The sequence below is a fragment of the Neobacillus cucumis genome (assembly GCF_016908975.1).
Classification (GTDB): domain Bacteria; phylum Bacillota; class Bacilli; order Bacillales; family Cytobacillaceae; genus Neobacillus; species Neobacillus cucumis.
The window spans coordinates 21,878-43,418 of sequence record NZ_JAFBEX010000035.1 but is presented as its reverse complement, the minus strand read 5'-3'; the positions used below and the strand labels follow the sequence as shown (position 1 = coordinate 43,418).

The 21,541-nt window shown below is 37.3% G+C and carries 15 protein-coding genes, 1 pseudogene and 2 riboswitches; of the genes and pseudogenes, 1 reads left to right on the top strand and 15 read right to left on the bottom strand.

All coding sequences use genetic code 11. The annotated features are described in order from the left end of the window. Positions 1-362 precede the first annotated feature (362 nt). From ptsG to JOC76_RS30640, 12 genes and pseudogenes are all read right to left on the bottom strand, one after another. The gene (gene ptsG / locus JOC76_RS27190; RefSeq protein ID WP_205181934.1) at positions 363-2,402 is read right to left on the bottom strand and encodes a glucose-specific PTS transporter subunit IIBC; all 2,040 of its coding nucleotides are present in this window, start codon (positions 2,400-2,402) and stop codon (positions 363-365) included. A 184-nt stretch (positions 2,403-2,586) separates the two neighbouring features. Continuing rightward, positions 2,587-3,429, bottom strand: coding sequence for a glucose PTS transporter transcription antiterminator GlcT (gene glcT, locus JOC76_RS27185; protein WP_205181933.1), 843 nt, complete (start codon positions 3,427-3,429; stop codon positions 2,587-2,589). A gap of 173 nt (positions 3,430-3,602) precedes the next feature. Continuing rightward, the gene (locus tag JOC76_RS27180) at positions 3,603-4,928 is read right to left on the bottom strand and encodes an NCS2 family permease (protein WP_205181932.1); all 1,326 of its coding nucleotides are present in this window, start codon (positions 4,926-4,928) and stop codon (positions 3,603-3,605) included. A gap of 113 nt (positions 4,929-5,041) precedes the next feature. After that, positions 5,042-5,143: riboswitch (purine riboswitch) on the bottom strand. 232 nt (positions 5,144-5,375) lie between these two features. Then, the gene (guaA, locus tag JOC76_RS27175) at positions 5,376-6,914 is read right to left on the bottom strand and encodes a glutamine-hydrolyzing GMP synthase (protein ID WP_205181931.1); all 1,539 of its coding nucleotides are present in this window, start codon (positions 6,912-6,914) and stop codon (positions 5,376-5,378) included. Positions 6,915-7,043: 129 nt separating this feature from the next. Continuing rightward, positions 7,044-7,145, bottom strand: a riboswitch (purine riboswitch). Positions 7,146-7,399: 254 nt separating this feature from the next. Continuing rightward, positions 7,400-7,490 (bottom strand): annotated as a pseudogene (locus JOC76_RS30995) (AAA family ATPase); the annotation flags it as partial. Positions 7,491-7,701: 211 nt separating this feature from the next. Further along, on the bottom strand, positions 7,702-9,156 hold the full coding sequence (locus JOC76_RS27165; protein ID WP_205181929.1) for an NADP-dependent glyceraldehyde-3-phosphate dehydrogenase: 1,455 nt from the start codon (positions 9,154-9,156) through the stop codon (positions 7,702-7,704). Positions 9,157-10,429: 1,273 nt separating this feature from the next. Beyond that, positions 10,430-11,332 (bottom strand): AEC family transporter, encoded by a 903-nt coding sequence (locus JOC76_RS27160; RefSeq protein ID WP_205181928.1) that lies wholly within the window; start codon positions 11,330-11,332, stop codon positions 10,430-10,432. 129 nt (positions 11,333-11,461) lie between these two features. Further along, positions 11,462-12,337, bottom strand: coding sequence for a DMT family transporter (locus JOC76_RS27155; RefSeq protein ID WP_205181927.1), 876 nt, complete (start codon positions 12,335-12,337; stop codon positions 11,462-11,464). A gap of 143 nt (positions 12,338-12,480) precedes the next feature. Continuing rightward, positions 12,481-13,953 (bottom strand): glycoside hydrolase family 1 protein, encoded by a 1,473-nt coding sequence (locus tag JOC76_RS27150; RefSeq protein ID WP_205181926.1) that lies wholly within the window; start codon positions 13,951-13,953, stop codon positions 12,481-12,483. 277 nt (positions 13,954-14,230) lie between these two features. Continuing rightward, complete coding sequence (locus JOC76_RS27145) at positions 14,231-16,072, bottom strand: beta-glucoside-specific PTS transporter subunit IIABC (protein ID WP_205181925.1); 1,842 nt, start codon at positions 16,070-16,072, stop codon at positions 14,231-14,233. A gap of 125 nt (positions 16,073-16,197) precedes the next feature. After that, positions 16,198-16,755: a BglG family transcription antiterminator gene (locus JOC76_RS30795; protein WP_307784776.1), complete on the bottom strand. Its 558-nt coding sequence runs from the start codon at positions 16,753-16,755 to the stop codon at positions 16,198-16,200. Positions 16,756-16,903: 148 nt separating this feature from the next. Beyond that, positions 16,904-17,038 carry a CAT RNA binding domain-containing protein gene (locus JOC76_RS30640; RefSeq protein ID WP_307784775.1) on the bottom strand — a complete coding sequence of 45 codons (135 nt, stop codon included), beginning with the start codon at positions 17,036-17,038 and terminating at the stop codon, positions 16,904-16,906. Between the two features lie 366 nt (positions 17,039-17,404). On the opposite strand from JOC76_RS30640, the gene JOC76_RS27135 reads away from it, so the two are divergent. After that, a complete protein-coding gene (locus JOC76_RS27135) occupies positions 17,405-18,865 on the top strand; it encodes an alpha-amylase (RefSeq protein WP_205181924.1) in 1,461 nt (486 codons plus the stop codon). A 120-nt stretch (positions 18,866-18,985) separates the two neighbouring features. On the opposite strand, the gene JOC76_RS27130 is transcribed toward JOC76_RS27135, so the two are convergent. The 3 genes from JOC76_RS27130 to JOC76_RS27120 all read right to left on the bottom strand — a co-directional run bounded on the left by JOC76_RS27130 (position 18,986) and on the right by JOC76_RS27120 (position 21,532). Then, a complete protein-coding gene (locus JOC76_RS27130; protein WP_205181923.1) occupies positions 18,986-19,771 on the bottom strand; it encodes an SDR family oxidoreductase in 786 nt (261 codons plus the stop codon). Positions 19,772-20,110: 339 nt separating this feature from the next. After that, the gene (locus JOC76_RS27125) at positions 20,111-20,818 is read right to left on the bottom strand and encodes a hypothetical protein (protein WP_205181922.1); all 708 of its coding nucleotides are present in this window, start codon (positions 20,816-20,818) and stop codon (positions 20,111-20,113) included. A gap of 165 nt (positions 20,819-20,983) precedes the next feature. Next, on the bottom strand, positions 20,984-21,532 hold the full coding sequence (locus JOC76_RS27120) for a DUF2179 domain-containing protein (protein WP_205181921.1): 549 nt from the start codon (positions 21,530-21,532) through the stop codon (positions 20,984-20,986). Positions 21,533-21,541 lie beyond the last annotated feature (9 nt).

Below are 21,541 nucleotides of genomic sequence, written 5' to 3'. Positions count from 1 at the left end.
TTGATTAGCTCATTTTGTTACGTTGGCTTCATTTCATAAGAAATGAATATTATTGTTTGTTGACGTTTTTGTTTGTTTAGTTTTCAAAGAACAATCACGCTTCGTAAGAAGCAGCTTTATAAGAATACTATATCGTCGATAATAAGTCAATAACTTTTTTTAAATCTCAAAAGTGTTATTAGCCATTTCTCAACGACCGCTTAAATATAATACCATCTTGGCTAGACTGGGTCAACACTAATTTTCAATTATTTTTTATTATTTATTTCAACTTCAACCCCCCCATACACTTTCTGTTCATTTTAATACATTATATTATAGAAAGAAGCCGACCAAATCGGCCGACTTCTCTCATATACTTCTTACTTCGTAATCTTAACAATACCTTCTTGATTGATCTTAACTTGACCAGACTGCACAATCACCACTTTTTCACTTTCAGTTAAGTTTGTAAAGACAACTGGAGTAATGGTTGATGTTGCATGTTCTTTAATGTAGTTAATGTCAAACTTCAAGAGTGGTTGACCTTGTACAACACTATCGTTTTCTCCAACTAATGTTTCGAAACCTTGACCTTTTAAATTAACTGTATCAATACCAACGTGAATTAAGATTTCGCGGCCAGTTTCTGAAAGGATACCAATCGCATGTTTCGTCGGGAATAGGTTAACAATTTTTCCATTAACAGGCGACATAACCAAACCATCAGAAGGAATAATCGCAAAACCATCACCCATCATTTTACCAGCAAATACTTGGTCAGGAACTTCTGTAATTGGTTTGATTTCCCCATTAAGAGGTGCAGCAATTACTTCATTTTGAGGAATACCCTGTATATCCTCTATAGTAGTTTGCATAGTCTGCTGTTCAGGCGCCGCTGCACGAGGGCTTTTTCCGGAGATAATATCTTGCATCTGGCCTTTTATGGTTTCAGAGCGCGGACCAAAAATCGCTTGAACATTATTACCTACTTCTAGTACACCTGCAGCACCAAGGCGTTTCAATTCGTCTTTGTTTACGTTTTGAATGTCATTCACTGATACACGAAGACGAGTGATACAAGCATCTAAATGAGCAATATTTTGTTGCCCACCCATAGCTTCAAGGATTTGAAAAGGAAGATCTCCAGCTTGACCTTTTGCTTCTTCAGCAGCAACTTCTGTATCATCTTCTCTTCCTGGCGTTTTAAGATTTAGCTTTGTAATTGCCAAGCGGAAAACAAAATAATAAATAACTGCAAAAACCAAGCCTAATAAAATAGCAATCCACCAGCGTTCTTTACCTGGGAGAATCCCAAATAATACAAAGTCAATAGCTCCACCCGAGAATGTGTAACCCAAGTGAACCTTAAACAATGCAAGCAATACAAACGAAAGACCATCTAGCACTGCATGGATAAAGAATAGCAGGGGTGACACAAATAAAAATGAAAATTCCAACGGTTCAGTAATACCCGTTAGAAAAGATGTTAAAGCAGCTGAACCTAATAAACCTGCAACCATCTTTTTCTTTTCAGGACGTGCTGTGTGATACATTGCAAGCGCTGCAGCAGGTAAACCAAACATCATAATCGGGAATTCACCCTGCATAAAATATCCTGCTGTAAGTTTCACATTGTCTTTTAATTGTGCAAAAAAAATGGTCATATCCCCATGTACAATTTGCCCAGAGTGTGTCTTATACGAACCGAACTCATACCAGAAAGGCGCATAAAAAATGTGATGCAATCCAAATGGAATAAGTAATCGTTTCACAAACCCAAAGAAGAATACAGCTATATATGTCCCACTGCCTAGCAGCCATTCAGAAGCACTATTCATACCATGCTGAATTGGCGGCCAAATGACCAGTAACAATAAACCAGCAATTAATGAGAACACAGCAGTTGCGATTGGTACAAACCTTTTACCAGCAAAAAATCCAAGGAAGGACGGCATTTCAATGTTATGATATTTATTGTAAGCAAAGGCAGCAATTAAGCCAACGATAATTCCCCCAAAAACCCCAGTCTGTATTGTCGGAATTCCCAACACGGTAGCATAGGCCGGATTACTGCCTACCATATTAGGGGTAACTCCTGCCCACGAGCTCATTACCTGGTTTAATACCAAATAACCAACAATCGCAGCAAGAGCAGCAGCACCGTCGCTTGCTAAACCTAAAGCTACCCCAGCAGCAAAGATAAGTGCTAAGTTACCAAAAATAACGGAACCAGCATCCTCCATAACATTTGCAATCAATTGAATCCAATGCACATTCAAAAAGGGCAGATAATTCAGCATAGTAGGCTGTTGAATAGCATTACCTATTCCCAATAGCAAGCCTGCTGCCGGCAAAAGCGCAACTGGAAGCATAAGGGCTTTACCGACTTTTTGCAAGACACCAAATGCATTTTTAAACATTTTAAACCTCCTATTTAAATTGGCTTACCCACTAAAACGTTTACTGCAAGAAAACAAAAAAAGGCATGAGTAAAGTACCATTAAAATGAAGTTCAGGTATAGGCTACCCCAAAAACTCATTTTAATTAAATACTCTTTTACTCATGCCTGTTCGAATCAGTAACACGTAAAAAGATAACATGTTCTATTTGAATTTATTTTGAAGCCTCTGCAAATGCATGGTAAGATACACTGCTTCCGCATCAAAGACTTTCATTTTTAATGTTTGTTGCATTACTTTAATGAGCTTCCATGCGAGATTGTAACATATAGGATATTCAGCTTTCAATAAGTTTGCTATTTTTTCTGGTTCTTCTACCTTCTCTGATTTAACCACACGACCAATAGCAAACCTTAGGTGACGGACAAGCCTCATGTAATCAATACTTTCTCTGTCAATTTCAATATCAAATTGATTTTCCACCATTTTAACTAACGTACTGACAAGCTGTGAGTGTTGATTCACCTCAGATAAATCCTTATTGGTTCTAGCACTATGAATGTGCAAAGCAATAAACCCAATCTCTCCTACCGGAAGACGGATGCCTGTCTTTTCGCTAATGTGATCTACCACCATTGAAGCGATTTCATATTCATGCCGATACAGTGCTTTTGTTTCAACTAAAAACGGATTTCTCATTTCCATTCCTTTTGATACTCGTGTAAGTGCAAACATAAGGTGATCTGTGAGAGCAACATGAATATGTTCATCCAAGTCTGAATGTGTTTGTTGTTTGATTAAATCAATCGCAGAAATGATAACTTCTAGATAGTCACTATCAATAAACGGGAGCAACTTAATATAATTTTCCTGTTCTTTCCCATCCTTTAAAACAAAAAGCTTGTCTACAGACTCTGTTTCGATAAAATCCCCTCGTTTTCGATTGAACCCTATCCCTTTCCCAATTAACACAACTTCCTTGTAAGATGGATGTTCAGCAATTAGTACATTGTTATTTAATACTTTATCGATTAATAAATTTGCCAAAACATCACCCCCGTTTCCCCCATAAATACCCTTAATATTTTTATGTTATAAAAGGATTCACTAGAAGTCAACGACATTGTTCGACAATAATACGAATATCCTGTAAAAAATGACTTATAACCTTTCGAACAACAAAAAGGGAACTGTGCTGTCCACAGTTCCCTTAACTGATTTTATTTTAGGATAAAATATAATACAAAGATAACAAAGAATAAATACATAATTGGGTTAATCTCTTTTCTACGACCTTTTACAATCATCGTAATTGGGTAGAAAATAAAGCCGACCGCAATCCCTGTAGCAATACTGTATGTGAGCGGCATCGTAATCATTGTTAAGAAAGCTGGCACTGCAATTTCAAATCGTTTCCAGTCAATATTACCTAATGATGAAACCATCAATACTCCAACAATTATTAATGCTGGTGCTGTTACAGAAGATGTAACAACTGATAATAACGGGAAGAAAAAGATTGATAAGATAAATAGTCCAGCCGTAACAAGTGAAGCAAATCCCGTTCTTGCTCCAGCGGCAACCCCTGCTGATGACTCAATATATGATGTCGTAGTTGAAGTACCCAATATCGCACCAACAGTTGAGGCAATCGAATCAGAAATTAACGCACGACCAGCACGTGGAAGCTTGTTGTCTTTCATGATCCCCGCTTGGTTTGCCACCGCTACAAGCGTACCAGCATTATCAAAGAAGTCAACAAACAAGAAAGTTAAGATAATTCCAAGCATTGATGTAGTATAGAACGAACTATCACTAAAGGAAGAAAATGCTGCCCCAAACGTAGGTGATAAGCTTGGAACTTCTCCTACCACTTTCCCTGGCATCTTAATTTCACCAAAAATCATACCCACAATAGCAGTAATAACCATACCATAGAAAACAGCACCGTTAATCCCTCTTGTCATCATAATGACTGTTACAACAATCCCGAAAATAGCTAAAAGCGTAGGACCTGAAGTTAAATCCCCTAAACCAACAAGTGTTGCATCATTATTTACAATAATCTTAGCATCCTGTAAGCCAACAAAAGTAATGAACAAACCAATACCTGCGCCAACTGCATGTTTTAAATCCACAGGAATGGCATTAATGATTTTCTCACGAAGACCAGTAAGTGTTAATATAAGGAAAAATACGCCTGAAATAAGAACAGCACCGAGTGCATGCTGCCATGGTATTCCGCTTCCTAAAACAACTGTATAGGCAAAGAAAGCATTTAATCCCATACCAGGTGCTAACGCCAATGGATACTTTCCAAGCAGTCCCATAACAATGGAACCAAGGGCAGATGCAAGGGCTGTAGCCACAAATACGGCACCGTAGTCCATTCTAAGCGCATCCGGATAATCTTTTATTGATGCAAGTGATAATGTTAACGGGTTTACGACTAATATATAAGCCATCGCTAAGAAAGTCGTTATTCCCCCAATAAATTCACGGCGATAATTTGTGCCATATTTCTCAAACTCAAAATACTTTTGCATTTCTTTCTTGTCCCCCTACAAATCTTTTTCTTTATTATGCAAAAAAAAACTCCGGTATATTCTACCGGAGTTTGACTATAGGCTCGTTCAATAATATAGAGGGAATAATGCCTCTTTATTAAAGACTGCCTCGTAGTCAAGCCATTTACGGTGGCTCGGTAGAAACTTTTGGGCCATATTCCCAACATTATACGATGCAATTTATTTGTTATCCTTAATTCCTTTTTCATTTTAACAGGTCATAAACAGCTTGTAAACAAAAAATACGAACGATGATATATTTATTTTTACCATCGTTCGTATTCTTGTTTAATTATTTCAAAATTCATCATTATTTTCCATAAATCGACATTGGTCATTCTCACCGCCTGCTCCAAAGGAGCCCTAGAAAAAAAAGAAGACGAGCCAGTAGTGTGGCTCGTCTTAACTTAAGACCAGATGCATTGTCTATTCCCATTCAATTGTTGCAGGCGGCTTACTAGTAATATCATAAACGACCCGATTTACGTGAGGTACCTCATTTACAATTCGAGTTGAGATTAATTCTAGTACATCCCATGGAATGCGCGCCCAGTCAGATGTCATCCCATCAATAGATGTAACTGCACGGATCCCAATTGTATAATCATATGTCCTTGCATCTCCCATGACACCTACACTGCGAATATCCGGCAGGACAGTGAAGTATTGCCAAATTTCCCGGTCAAGTCCAGCCTTTTTGATTTCTTCACGTAAAATCCAATCCGATTCGCGGACAATTTCAAGCTTGTCATCTGAAATGGCACCTAGCACCCGGATTCCAAGTCCAGGACCTGGGAATGGCTGACGCCATACGATATCATCAGGAATTCCTAGTTCTGTACCGAGCGCACGAACCTCATCTTTAAATAATGTATTGAGCGGCTCGATTAATTTAAATTGCATATCTTCTGGAAGACCGCCCACATTGTGATGCGATTTAATCGTTTGAGCTGTCGCTGTCCCACTTTCGATAATATCTGTGTAAAGAGTACCTTGTGCTAAAAACTCGATGCCCTCAAGCTTTGCCGCTTCATCATCAAATACATAAATAAATTCGTTGCCGATGATTTTACGCTTTTTCTCCGGATCTGAAACACCCTCTAATTTAGAGAGGAAGCGCTCTTTTGCATCCACTTTAATGACATTCATGTGGAAGCCTTCAGTGAAAGTTTTCATGACACTGTCCGCTTCATTTTTGCGAAGAAGCCCATGGTCAACAAAAATACAGGTTAATTGATCGCCAATTGCCTTATGAATTAACACAGCTACAACGGAAGAATCCACTCCGCCGCTCAATGCACAAAGAACTTTTTTGTCTCCAACGGTCTCGCGAATTTTCGCCATTTCCATTTCGATAAAGTTCTCCATTGACCAATTACCATTGCACTCACAAACACTAAACACAAAGTTCTTTAATAGTTCATTCCCATAAACCGAATGACGTACTTCAGGATGGAATTGAACTGCATAAAGTTTACGGCTCTCATCACTCATGGATGCAATCGGACAAGATGGGCTTGTTCCATTTACGGTGAACCCTTGTGGTGCTTCCATAACAAGATCCCCGTGACTCATCCAAACCGTTTGTTCTGCTGGCATATCAGCAAATAAGGCTGATGGTTGTTCAACAGTCATTGTTGCCTTCCCATACTCACGATGCTGTGCTTTTTCCACTTTTCCGTTAAAATGAACAGTCATTAACTGCATCCCGTAACAAATTCCTAAAATAGGCAAGCCCATTTCAAATATGGCTTCGTCACAGCGGAATGAATTTTCATCATAAACACTGTTTGGACCACCTGAGAAAATAATCCCCTTTGGATTCATTTTACGGATTTCGTCTGCCGTAATCGTATGTGGATGTAATTCACTGTATACACCAAACTCACGGATTCGACGGGTAATCAGTTGGTTATATTGGCTTCCAAAGTCCAATACTACAATTAAATCTTGCTTTTCTGTCAAAACAGCCACCCCTCAATTTTCTTAATTGTATTACTAGCTTATACCAAAAAGCGAAAAAATAAAAAAAACTAGAATCCTCTCCCCAAAATAAATAGGAAGGCAGAATTCTAGTTATCTCGCAAAAAAATCGCTACTAAATTCCGCCTTCATAGTCAGGCCATTTACGGCAGCCCGGTAGAGACTCTCGAACCCTATTTTCGAGGATATATGAAGGTAAAATACCCTATTAGAAAAGCGCAAGGCGCTTAGTCTTCGGCGACAAGCACAAGACGAGCCGGCATGAAGGTTGGTTTTTACCTTCATGCCGGATTGGCTTGTGACCTCGAGCCGATGGCGCCTGGAGCTAGACATTGAATTAAAACTTATTGTAACAATAGGTAGTTTTTCAGGTCAAGCGATTGTCTATTTAATTAAATTTTCCCACAATTCATGCGTTTCTTTCCATGTTCCTTTTCGAAGCCTCTGTTAAAAAGATATTGTTCATAAATCGTTACGCTCGCTTCTTCCATTCCTTCTAATAGCGCGGACTCAGTTTTTCTTGATGTCCGGGTTTATTTCTTCAACTAAGATAATGTTACGAAACCCTTTCCTTGTGCATAGTGATCCCAAACGCTTGCCAAATAGTCTGCTTGTAATTCATAAGGTACATAGTATGAATTTGTCCGCTTCTGGGCTGCTGGCGCCCAATACAACGCTAATTGCTTTTAAATCTTTAAAGGAAATAAACAAAGAAGGGTCTACAAGACCCCCCTATTTGGAATTCACGCTACAATTTTACAAATATAGATTACTCTGCAAGATTTAATACAGTGACTTTTTCACGTGTCATCGATTCAATACTCTTTCGGATTCCTTGTGCTCCCATACCGGATCCTTTTACTCCGATAAATGGGAAATGGTCTGGTCCACGTTCTGTACGCCCGTTAATTTGGACAGAGCCTGTTTCCATTTTATTTGCAATCGCAAATGCTTTATTAATGTCTTTTGTGAAGACACTTGCCTGTAAACCAAATTCAGACTTGTTGGCAATAGCGATCGCTTCCTCATCAGAAGATACCCGGATGATTGGCAGCACAGGTCCGAACGGTTCTTCCCAAGCTACAGCCATATCTTCTGTTACATGATCGAGTAGAGTAGGGTAAATTAAATTGCGTTCACGCTTATTTCCTGCTAAAAGAGTTGCCCCTTTTTCAATCGCATCCTCAATTAACCCTTGAACGAAGTCAGCAGATTGTTCATCAATTAACGGGACTACCGTGCTGCCTTCTTCCGGAGAGCCGACCGCCAATTTTTCAATTTCTTCTTTTAAAAACGTAACAAGCTCGTCTGCCACGTTGTTATGCACTAATACGCGTTTAATTGCTGTACAGCGCTGACCGGAATAGGAAAATGCTCCGCTAATAATATGTTTCGCCGCTTCTTTTAAATCAGCATCTTCACGCACAATCCCGGGATCTTTCCCGCCAAGCTCAAGGACAAGTGGGATCATGCCTGCTTTTTTCGATAAGCGGGTACCAGTATTTGTGCCACCTGTAAAGGAAATCATATTGATGCCTTCATGCTCAACCAAGTAATCACCAATAACAGAACCGCGTCCTGTCACAATATTCACAAGACCTTTTGGCAAGTTTGCTTTGTGAAGAGCTTCAATCATTTTGATTCCACTGATTGCTCCTTGTGTAGCAGGTTTAAAAATGACTGCATTTCCTGAAATAAGTGCCGGTGCCAGTTTAGCTGCAGCTAAGTTAACCGGATAGTTAAACGGAGGGATGGCCAAGACTACCCCAAGCGGGACACGATCAACAATCGCAATCTTTGACTTTGAACCACCTGGAAAGCTGTCTCCTTTTAAACTTTCTCCATTCATATGCATTGCTTCTTCTACCGTGTATCGAATAAAAGTTGCAGTACGTACGACTTCACTCTTTGCATCCTTGTAGCTTTTTCCTACTTCTTTCATAATAATTTCGGCAATTTCATCTTGCATGTTTTCTAATTCATCTGCCCATTGATACAAAAACTTTGCCCGTTCTTGAAGTGAAGTTTCTGCCCAACTTTTTTGCGCATTATGAGCATAAAGAATTGCCTCATCAACCTCTTCAGTTGTAATGGCTTGTACTTCTCCAATCACTTCATAAAGATATGGCGAAGTGATTTTAATTGTTTCACCAGACTTACTTTCTCTCCACTCCCCATCTATATAAAATGGATAAGCTGTTAAGGATAATACGTTTGTTGGCATAATAAATCCCCCTTGAATTTTAGAGTATATATTTAAATTTTTTAAAAAATATGGATTATGTGCTTTTTCAGTTAACTAATTTGTGCTTTTTACCACTTAATTCCAATTTAGTACACATCATATTGGAGTCTCTTGGGGTATGACTGGATAATATAGAATGAATACCCCGTTTATTAAAAGGAAACAGGGACAAAATCGATCCCACAAGGACAAAAAGTGTCCCGGTTGGACAAAAAATTCTTCCTCCTCTCTATCCGTTTATTACAACCAAATCTTTTTACTAACCTTGTTTATTTATCATATTTCGAAAATACTAAATGCAATAATTATTTTTACCCTATTAATTAATATATTCGAAATTCTATAACTTACGTGAAAAAAAATAATTTTCATAATATTTAGTTGATAAATCCGATTCTACACATTGAAAACGAATTCAATAAAGAATTATTTTTCGTAAAAAATCGACAATGTTTTTAATAATTGGATCAAAGACCAAATTGTATACATACTTGTAAATTTGGTTGATTTTCTACGCAAATGATATCAGTTTTAAGAAAGAATTTATTTATTAAATAGATTCAGGTCATCCCCACAAAACTATTAAACAAAAAACCCTGTCAGATATACTGACAGGGGAGCTAACAGAAAATTCACAAGGTTGTATATTCAATTTAAGAAAAGCTGAATGATTTCAAAAGTCTACCAACATGAAAATATAACTGATTAGCAATTACAGAATAGATAGTTTAATGATTACAAAATTACTTAAGAGGGAATTCAACATGAAATCGTTCGCTTATAATTCAAAAAAAAATATAATATGCGCCCTCGAATTTGCTTATTTGTATATGGCTTTTCTTTACGTAGAGTTTCATACTGGATTAACTTCTTCCCAAAGTAAAAACCGCTGATTGATGGTCCTCCCTGCTTCTGACTGAATTTCACGTGTCCGGCCGAAAACAGGATCCACTCAGGAGGGAACGAAGTCTCGACTACAGGGCTTTTATCTCCCTTCACTTTGACCTTCTTTAGGTTCACTACTTAGATACAGTTCTGGGGCAGTAAACACGTCTGCCTGAAAGCTTTGGTAGGTCTTTATTTCTATATTTATTTTGAAACTAGGATTTTTGGGCAGAAGTGTTTGAGGAATATCATTATTTCTTACTGTGACAAAATGAATAAAAAAGGACTTTTACCATTAATTAACGGTAAAAGACCTTTTTTAAAATCCGTATTCTAGATTTGATTCGCGATTACAATCGTATATTTTTTATCCTAAAAAATAGAGCGTGATCGGAATCGACACTAGACTAATTAAAGTTGTAACTAAAGTGATATAGGAAACTAAGTTAGGCTTGGTATTAAATTGAACCGCCAAGAGCGTCGTATTGGCGGCAATCGGCATCGCTGCTAACAGAATAAAAACATTTTTGACTAAATGACTTACAGGCATAAAGCTAACCAATGCCGCAATTAAGATTGGAGATATAACCATTCGAATCAAGGTAATCGAGTTTACATATTTCATTTCGAATTTCTGTGATTTAATTTCTGCTAATTGCATCCCCAACAGCAGAGTAACAGTTGGAATCGAGGCAGAGCCAAGTAAACGAATACCATCGGTAAGGGTTGATGGCAATGTTATATGTAGCATTTGGAATAATAATCCTAACACTACACCATAAAGGACGGGCATTTTTATCACGTTTAGAAGGGCATTCTTAACCGTAGTTGATTTTTCACTGCCATAAGATGCTATAAAAATGCCGATTGTGTTAATTAATATAGTTTGTATAACCATTGTAACGACAGCATAATCGAATGCTTTTGTCCCGAAGGCAAACAAGGCAACCGGAGCACCGTAATTCCCCATATTAGGAAAAGCAGTTCCTAGCAGCATGGCAGACAAACTGGTTCGGTCCGCCTTTAATAATTTCGCTAGAATAAAGGTAATCACAACTAATACGCTAATCAATAAAATATTAAATAAAAACATATAAACATAATCTTTATTTATTTTGTTCGTATAGAAAGTATTGAATGTTAAAAACGGCATCATAAGATAAAGCGCCATGGTTGAAATAGACTTTACATTTAATTTTAGTAACTTTTGTCCAATAAAGCCTGTTCCAAAGATAAGGAAAACAGGTAACACGATTAAAATAAACTGCAAAACTTTTACCCCTTTCCAGAAATCACCATTATATCTTAGGAACATCTCAAATTAAAAATGTTATTCATATAATAACACTTTCAGACTATTAAGTTAATAATTTATTCAAAAAGGAAGGAATGCTTTTCTTTAGGCATTCCTTTTTATTCGTGACATTAAACGGGGTGAACCTGCCTTATTAACCAGCCAAACTCCTGATAGCACCAAAAAAATTCCTATTAATGTAATAGCATTCAAACCTTCCTTTAAAAATAGGAACCCTGAAAGAGTACCAACTACGGGTACAATTAGCAAAGAAATGGATGCTTTACTGGCTTCCACTTTAGAAAGAATTTGGGACCATATAACAAACGCTATGGCCGATGCTAAAATCCCGGCATATAAAAGGTATACTACCGCCATTAGACTCCAGTGTGACTGGCCATGTTCAAAACTGATAGAATACAAAAACAAGCCAACAGCTCCCGCGCCCATTTGCCATGTAGTGAATTGAACAGTATCGCAGCCTTGCAATTTTGTTTTAAAAATCAAACTGGATAGGGCCCATGTTACTGCAGAGCTTAATGCTAGAATGGGAGCCCATATATTTTCTCCAAAATGAATATCCATGGATAAAAACAGCCCCAATATTCCAATTAATATCCCAACTGTCTTAGTAGCAGTTAATTTTTCTCCAGGAATGAAATAATGAGCCATAAGCGAAAGAAACAACGGCATGCTATAGGTTAGAACAGAAGTAAGCCCCGCGTTTATATAATTTAAAGAGATTTGGATGGCAATGTTAAAATAAGTTGTCTGCAAAAGGCCGCAAAGAATATACCATTTCAATTCTCGCTTACTTGGTAGTTTGATTCTTTTAAAATAGCTTAACCCAAAAAGGACTATTGCACCAAGCAAAAACCGATAGGCTGCAAACAAAACAGGTGGGAATACGCCATTGCCCTGTTTCATAACGACAAAATTAAAACCCCAAATCATACATAAAAAAAGCATCATTCCATTCATTCATGATTCCCCCCATTTCTTTTAAAATAATATATCTAATAATAGTAAAAATTCAAAATTTTCAATCCGAACTTTCTTTAGAGCAAACCAGCCGCTATTCTAGATGAGGAAGTGAAAAAGGACCATGTTGGTCCCTTTTAGACTTAATCTAATTGTTCACCATTACTAGCAATTACATTTTTATACCAATCAAATGATTTCTTCTTAATGCGGCGCTTTGTGCCTCTGCCCATATCGTCTTGATCAACATAAATGTATCCATATCGTTTTGACATTTGGCTTGTTGATGCACTAATCATATCAATACACCCCCAACTCGTATAGCCAAATACATCTACACCATCTTTAATGGCTTCCTTTATTTGTTTGATGTGTTCTCTTAAATAATCAATTCGGTAATCGTCATTAATTTTCCCGTCTTCTTCCACTACGTCTACTGCTCCTAAGCCATTTTCGGCAATAAATAGCGGCTTTTGATAGCGATCATATAATTGATTTAAAGCAGATCGTAAACCCTTAGGGTCAATCTGCCATCCCCATTCACTTTTCGGCAAATATGGATTTTCGACTCCTCCAGTGATTAGGTTGCCAACCGCTCCTTCTAAATTTTCTGGATGAGCACTAACTGCACTGGACATATAGTAACTGAAGGATACAAAATCAACTGGATTCTCTCTCATGATTTGTTCATCTTCGGGTTGTGTTTCTAGCACAACATTTCTTTCTGCTAACATTCTAGCAGTGTAAGCTGGGTAATACCCTCTTGCTTGGACATCAGTAAAGAACAACGATTCACGTTGCTTTTCTACTGTCTTTTGAATATCGTCTGGATCACAGCTGTATGGAACAAGAAGTTGGTAGCTGATCATACAACCTACTTTAACTTCAGGATTGATTTCCTTCCATGCTTTTATTGCCAAAGCACTTGCAACAAATTGATGATGTGCCCCTTGGAACTTTGCTTGTTCTATGTGTGGGTGATTCTCTTCTACAACACCAATACTTGTCCAAGGATGATGCTTTACACAGTTGATTTCATTGAATGTAACCCAATATTTTACTTTATCTTTATATCTTTTAAATACAGTAGTTGCAAAACGAACATAAAAATCAATCACTTTACGGTTCACCCAACCACCATACTCGGTTGCGAGGTGAAGTGGCATTTCATAATGAGACAATGATACAAGCGGTTCAATTCCGTGTTTATTTAATTCATCAAAAACACGTTCATAAAATGCTAGGCCTTCTTCATTTGGCTCTAATTCGTCCCCATTTGGAAAAATCCTTGTCCAAGCAAGAGACATACGATACACTTTAAAACCCATATCGGCAAATAAAGCAATATCTTCTTTATAATTATGGTAAAAATCTATTCCATATCTTTTTGGATAATACTTTGTACTATTAGGATTTTGTGCTTCTTCTACTTGCTTATGCGTCATCATATGCCATTGATCGGTCCAATTTTCTTTTGGCATCTTGGGGTCAAAGATATAGACATCAGCTACAGACAGACCCTTACCACCAACATCACTTCCACCTTCAATTTGATTAGCAGCAGTTGCTCCACCCCATAAAAAGTTTTCTGGAAATTTGTTTTTCAATTGAAACATAATCATGCCTCCCGTTTTTTTTCTAAAAAAAAAGCAAGACCTCAACAAATATAAGGAAAAGTATCCCTATGCTTGTCGAAGTCTTGCCTGCATATATCAGTAACAATCTTCAATCCAATTTATTTACTTGAGTACATAATACAGTATAAGCTCTTTAATGTAAACCTTACTCAAAGTGTTAATTTCTTCATTGTTGATTAAAACTTAAATACCCAAGGGGGATATGTAAATTGGCATATTCCCCCTTTAATGTAAGTCTTAATTGTAATTTATGGTTTTAAATTAATAGAGATAAAGTTTCTTCTCCATGTACGATCTGTTTTTTATTTAATGGAAGAATATCTAAATACTTATTCGAATTTGTAACTACTACAGGAGTAGTTAAATCATAGCCAAGCTGCTTTAATTTTTTTAAATCAAACTCGGCAATTAAATCACCCTTTTTCACTTTAGAACCAGTTTCTACATAACTCGTAAACCCTTCTCCATTTAACTTAACTGTATCCATTCCAATATGAATCAATACTTCACCACCAGCGTTTGATGTAAAACCATAAGCATGTTTTGTCGGAAAAGCCATAGTTACTGTTCCATCGACAGGTGAGTATACCTTTCCATCTTCCGGAATGATGGCAATTCCTTTTCCCATTGATTCGTTTGCAAATACAGGGTCACTAATTTCTACTAGAGGTTTAGCCAGACCTGTTAATGGGCTGCTAATACTTTCTTGTTTAATCAATACTTCCTTAGAAGTTTTGGTTTTTGTTGCTTGATCCTCATCAAGTTCTTCTTTAAATCCAATTACAACAGTAAGAACACAAGCTAAAATCATGGCAAGGAAGTAAGCGCCAATGTAAGCTATAAATCCATGACCAAAAAAGACTGGGAATGTTAACACACTTTTGGTGGCAACGGCAATGGCTCCAGAGCCGAATCCACCTGCAATCCCTCCGCCAAACGCTCCAGATATACAAGCAATAATAAATGGTCTTTTTAACTTTAAGGTAACACCATAAACAGCTGGCTCGGTAATACCAAATAACCCTGTAATAAAAGCTGAGAAAGATAAACTTTTCATATTTTTATTTTTTGATTTAAAAAACACTCCAAGTGATGCACCAGCTTGGGCTGCAACGGCTGGACCGCACATTGGCCCAATTGTATCACGACCAAATTTGGAAATATTATTGAGCTCAAGCGGCACAAAGCCCCAATGTAGACCAAATATGACAAGAACCTGCCAGAAAGCTCCCATTACGATCCCTGATACTAAAGGACTTAAATCATGAATAAACAAATATCCATTCGCTAAAGTGTTACTAGCGTATGTTGCAATTGGACCAATGACAATCAACGATAAAGGCAGCATAATAACCAAGCTGAAAAATGGAGTTAATAAATTTCGAACACTATCATGAAGAATCTTTTTGAAGAAGCCTTCAACATATTTCAATACCCAAACAGCTAGAATAACAGGAATAACTGTACTGCTGTATTTTGCTAAAATAACTGGGATTCCGATAAAGCTAAGCGATTCTTTCGCTGAAAATGCAGCCACTAAATCTGGGTAGATTAAACCGCCAGCAATGGCTACAGCTAAAAATTGATTCACTTTAAACTTTCTAGAAGCTGTAAATGCTAAGAAAATCGGTAGGAAATAGAAGAAACTATCACCTGCAGCAGCAAGAATTCGATAGGTTCCGCCTGTTGGATCTACTAATTTAAAGTTAGCAAGAATGGCCACTACTCCCTTAAGTAAACCAGCACCTGCTAATAATCCCAAAAGAGGACTGAATATCCCTGAGATTAAATCGATAAATCTTCCAAAAGGATTTCCTTTTGTTCCACCGCTCTTATTTGAGTCATTTTTCTCTAAACCCGTTTGCTCATAAATGGCATCATGAACGGAGGCAACATTATTGCCTATTACTACTTGGAACATCCCACCACTTTCAACTACAGTAATAACACCCTCAAGTCTTTCCACTACATCTCGATTCGCTTTATTATTATCTTTCAGCGTAAAACGAAGACGTGTTGCACAATGATACATATCAGAGATATTCTCTTCTCCACCAATATGTTGAACAATATCTCTGGCTAATTTTTGGTAATCCATTAAAAGCACCTCCTAAAAATATAAAAAAGACTTGGAACGAACCTAAAATAATTGTCAAATCGACAATCTTTAGATTGGATCCAAGTCTAGCCTCCCGAAGAGTAACAAGTTTGAATAGTTGCTATTTAATTTTTTCTTTCTAACAAACGCTGAATATGAACCGTTAAATATGTTGCTTCCATATCGGATATATGATAAGAGTATTCTTTACTGATATGCGCCTTTATTTTTTGAGTGATTTCAAAAGCTTTTGAATATCTTTCCTTTACCACTTCATATAAAAACGTATCTTCCACATTTTCGGTTATCTCTTGCGAAAAGATTCTTTGTGCAAAAAACTTCAAATGGGTGATAAACCGGAAAGCACTTAATGACTCTTCGTCAATCACCATATTCAGCTGATAACTGGCAATGTTTAAAACATCCTTTATAAACCTAGTTATCTTTGTAATCGCGTTCATTCCACTGTTCAATTCAGCATTAACAAAGTGAAAAGCTATAAATCCTGCTTCATCTTCGCCAAGCTCTACTTTACATCTTTCGTTAATCATTTGAACAGCTTCTTGTGCTACTGCGTATTCTTCTTTATACAGCTTTTTAATTTCCCAAAGTAATCCATTCTTTACATTCAGGCCATCTCTTGTTCGATTAACAGCAAGACTGATATGATCAGGCAATGAAATATAAATGCTTTCATTTAAATCTTTTTTTAGTCTTCTTTTTGCTAAACTGATAATATCATCTGCAATATTTATATCTTCTATGGAAACTTCTTGTAAGAGCTTTTTGAATTTAGCATATAGGCCTTTATCTTCTAAATAAAACCGTTTTTCAAACTTTTTTATTATCGATCAAATCTCCTTTTTTCTTACCAAATGCCAAGCCCTTGCCTATAAGGATTACTTCATCCCCTTGGTCATCTATACTTATGGCAATATTATTATTGATTACCTGTGTTATTACCACGTATCTCCCCCCATACTGAGAAGTAAAAAAGGCAAGACTTCAACAAATAAAGGAATAATAGTATCCCCGTTTTTGTTGAAGTCTTGCCTGCATTATCAGTAACAATCTTCAATAGTATTTATTCACTTGAGTACATCATACAATAAATTTTTTTAGATGTAGACCTTTTCTTTAAGTTGAAATTTCCCCATCATTATTTAACTTCATAGATTCAAAACAAGTTTCATTAGTTTAACAGTGCTTCCTTTTCTCAAATGCCTTTTCATCGCTTTAATTAAATTCTAAATGTTTTTGCAGGATTTGTTGGGTGTCAAACCGGGTAATATTCATATACCTAATAATTGATGAAACTAGGAGGACAGGAACATGGAAAGAAACCACACAATACTGCAATTTTTCGAATGGCATCTAGAACCAGATGGAAGCCATTGGAGACGTCTAAAGGAAATGGCGCCAGAATTAAAAGAAAAAGGAATTACATCCCTCTGGATACCACCCGTGACAAAAGCGACCTCGCCTGAGGATAATGGCTATGCTCCATATGATTTATATGATCTAGGTGAATTTGATCAAAAAGGCTCCACCCGGACAAAGTACGGGACTAAACATGAACTAATAGAAGCAATAGCGGCATGTCAAAAGGTCGGCATGAAAGTATATGCAGATGTAGTCATGAACCATAAAGCAGGTGCTGACGAGACGGAGTTAATTAAAGTGATTGAAGTGGACCAGGAGGACCGGACCAAAGAAATATCCGAGCCCTTTGAAATTGAAGCATGGACAAAATTTACCTTTCCAGGGCGTGAGGGAAAATATTCTTCTTTTGAATGGAATTTTGAGCATTTTAATGGAACAGATTATGATGAAAAGACAGGGAAATCAGGAATATTTAAAATCCTTGGAGAAAACAAGGATTGGAGTAAACATGTGGATGATGAATACGGAAATTATGACTATCTTATGCTTGCCGATATTAACTATGAACTTCCTGAAATAAAAAAAGAAATGATAGATTGGGGAAAATGGCTGACAGATACCATTAATTGCGATGGATACCGCCTTGATGCCATCAAGCATATAAATTATTATTTTATCCATGAGTTTGTGGAAGAGTTGCGTAAACACCGAGGCGATGATTTTTACTTTGTCGGTGAAGTTTGGAAAACTAATCTTCATGCATGTCAGAAATACCTTGACCATGTTGATTATCAGATAGAATTGTTTGATGTCCCCTTGCATTATAAGCTGCATCAAGCCTCCAATGAAGGCAGTGATTTTGATTTAACCCGTATTTTCGAGGGTACACTAGTAAATTCCCACCCTGGGAATGCTGTTACCTTCGTTGATAATCATGACACTCAGCCCCAACAATCACTCGAATCGTGGGTACAGGACTGGTTTAAGCCAAGTGCATATGCCCTGATTCTCCTTAGAAAAGGAGGAAATCCGTGTCTCTTCTATGGAGATTATTACGGAATCAAAGGTCCAGAGCCAACAGAAGGAAATAAAGAAATCCTCGATCGCCTCCTCTTCGCCCGATACGATAAAGCATACGGAGAACAGCATGATTACTTCGACCATCCAAATACTATTGGGTGGGCTCGACTGGGTGTTAAAGAACTTAAACATTCAGGTTGTGCAGTTGTTATCTCCAATGGAGAAGATGGTGAGAAAAGAATGTACGTGGGCGAAAGGAAGGCTGGAGAAACATGGGTAGACGTGACTAACTCAAGGGAAGAGCAAATTACGATCGAAGAGGATGGATACGCCACTTTCCCTGTTAACGGCGGCGGTGTATCCGTTTGGGCTTACCTTCCCAAGGATTAAGATAAAATATATGTATGGACCAGAACCAATCTACAATGTTTATAAGCCCCAAAAAATGTCCACAGTATGTGGACATTTTTTGGGGTGACAGGCACCTTATAATATTGTTGTATTGTTTCATTATAAAAGAGATTCCGCCCCGTCAATGTAGATTTCACTTCCAGTTATGTGGTTTGAGTGGTTGGAAGCAAGAAATAAGACTAGGTCGGCGACTTGTTCAGCTTTTCCTGGTTTGTGTTCCAATGGTTGGTTTCCTTTTGGATAATTAATAGGAATTTCCACTTTTTTTAACTTTTCGTTTTCTTTCCAGGTGTTTTCATTTATATTTGTTTCAATTGCTCCTGGGCAGATAATGTTGACTCTAATACCATAGTTGGCTAGCTCAAGAGCCGCCATTTTTCCAAAGCCCATCTGGCCAATTTTGGAGGTGCTATATGCAGACATTCCAATATTTTTATAGATCCTGTTTCCATTAATGGAACTAGTAATAATGATACTTCCCCCACTTGTCTTCAAATGCGGGATTGCATATTTTACTGTTAAAAAGGTACTCGTTAAGTTATTAGAAATGGTTAAATCCCAATCCTCCGGCTCCAAGTCTTCTATCGGTGCAACTTCCCCATTAATCCCCGCGTTGGCAAAGACAACATCTAGTCTTCCCCACTGATCAATGGTCTTTTTATAACAGTTCTCTACTTCCTTCGGGTCAGAAGCATTGGCTTCCAAGACAAGCGCTTCGCTTCCCATTTCCTCGATTTGATTTTTCACTTCTTCTACGTTTTCTTTATGCAAATCTATTAAAGCAATCTTTCCCCCATTTTGAGCAAGCTTTAGCGCCGCAGCCCTTCCTATCCCTGAGCCAGCTCCTGTAACAAAAGCCACCTGATTTTGAAGTAGATTCTCCATGTTCAAAAGCCTCCTTAAAATGATGATGTATATTACTATATCCACCATAGAGATTTTGAAACATAAAGATTATATTAGTAGGTAGTGACTAGCGGTTTAGTGAAAATATCTTTAGCAGCTACCCGTTTTTTTTTAGTGAATATTTGTCGATATCTACTCCGAATTTGTAGATATTTCCCGGGAATTTGTTGGAATTTGAAAAAATTCAATGTGAATTGTCAAAACAAATAGAGGACATAGTGGGGCCGGGAAACGGTTACTTTAAGCAGGGTATCATATCGGCTAAGGGCGTGTCCATATCACTTAGCGCTATATGCGCTTCAAAGTGGTATAAACACCTCATTTTTGAAATAACGAGAAAATCCAGCCCCATTTTTCTTTAGGCCTTTGTATCGCTTCTTCTAAACGTTTATTAAATTCATTTTGTGAATGCCATTCTTTTTTTTGCTCATCCCGCAAATCTTGTAATTCTTTTTGCAGGAATTCACTTTTTTCTATTTCTTGTTGCAGCAAAGTTTCATAGTATGATTTTTGTTGTTCAGTTAATTTCTCAATTTTAGCATGTGTTTTTTGCGCTGAATTTCCAATACTAGAGCTTATAACATGATGATCTTGCTGAAGTCGGGAAACGGTTACTTTAAGTTGAGACATATCGTTTGTCAGTTGGACATTCATTTCTTTTGTTGCAGCAAGCTCTTTGACCAAAAACAGTAAAACCTCTTCTAATTGATTGGGGTTTTGGGGTGAATTTTGATATGTATCGGATATAGCAATCTCTGTTTTATTAGATTCTTCTAATCTTTCCTTTTGTTGGTTCACAAGATCTTTAGCTGTATCGTCCAAGGCTTTGTCTGTATCGCGTAACGCTATGAGCGCTTCAAGGTCAGATTGAACAAAAATACGCCGATCACCATCTTTTAAAAATTCATACCCATTCCGCTCTAAGATTTGGCCGTACTTTCGAACAGTAGGTGTGGCAATCCCCACTTCCTCTGCTACTTCCTTAGTAGAGAATGCACGTTCATTCGGTTGTATATCACTTCGCATATCGCTCCTCCTTTTCTATTAAATATGAGGGTTTTTAGATTAATTTGCAAGCTGTATCGCCCAACGATACGGTGCGACGAAGGGGAGGGTATCTCTGTGAAATAAAAAAGGATTGTGAGGTTGTCTTATAAAAATACACAATCCTTTTTCAATTTTCCTAATGATTTACATTTGTTTAACAGTGTTACTTTTTTTCCAATGCTTTTTCATCGCCTTAATTAAATAACCGCCTTTAAATTTACGCGGTTCATAAGAAATGATGAACGCTCTTGGCTCGTATTCTTCGATTAAATCCATCACTTCATTTTCGCGGTTTCGCTTTGTTAATATTTCTAATTGAAATCTTTTACTATCCCGGCCCATCCCTTCAAAGACGGTAACCCCGAATCCTTTATTTCTTAATAAAGCAATAAGTTCCTTATTCATTTCCATTAAATTCACAACTAAGCAAGTGTAACCAATGGCCAGCTTACTTTCTATCCGCGTACCGATGTATAATCCTACGCCAAAACCTACAGCATAAACGACCATTTCAGCAATACTTTGATGCCCTGAAAAAACTAAGGAAAGACCGAATACATAAATGAGCGCCTCCAGTGTTCCAAATGTTGAAGCTGCCACGCTCATATTCTTCACTAAAAAAATGGTCCGAAGTGTCAAGACAGGAACATACAGTAATTGAAGAGCAAAGATTAAGAAAATATTTAGTAGCATGAATAACCC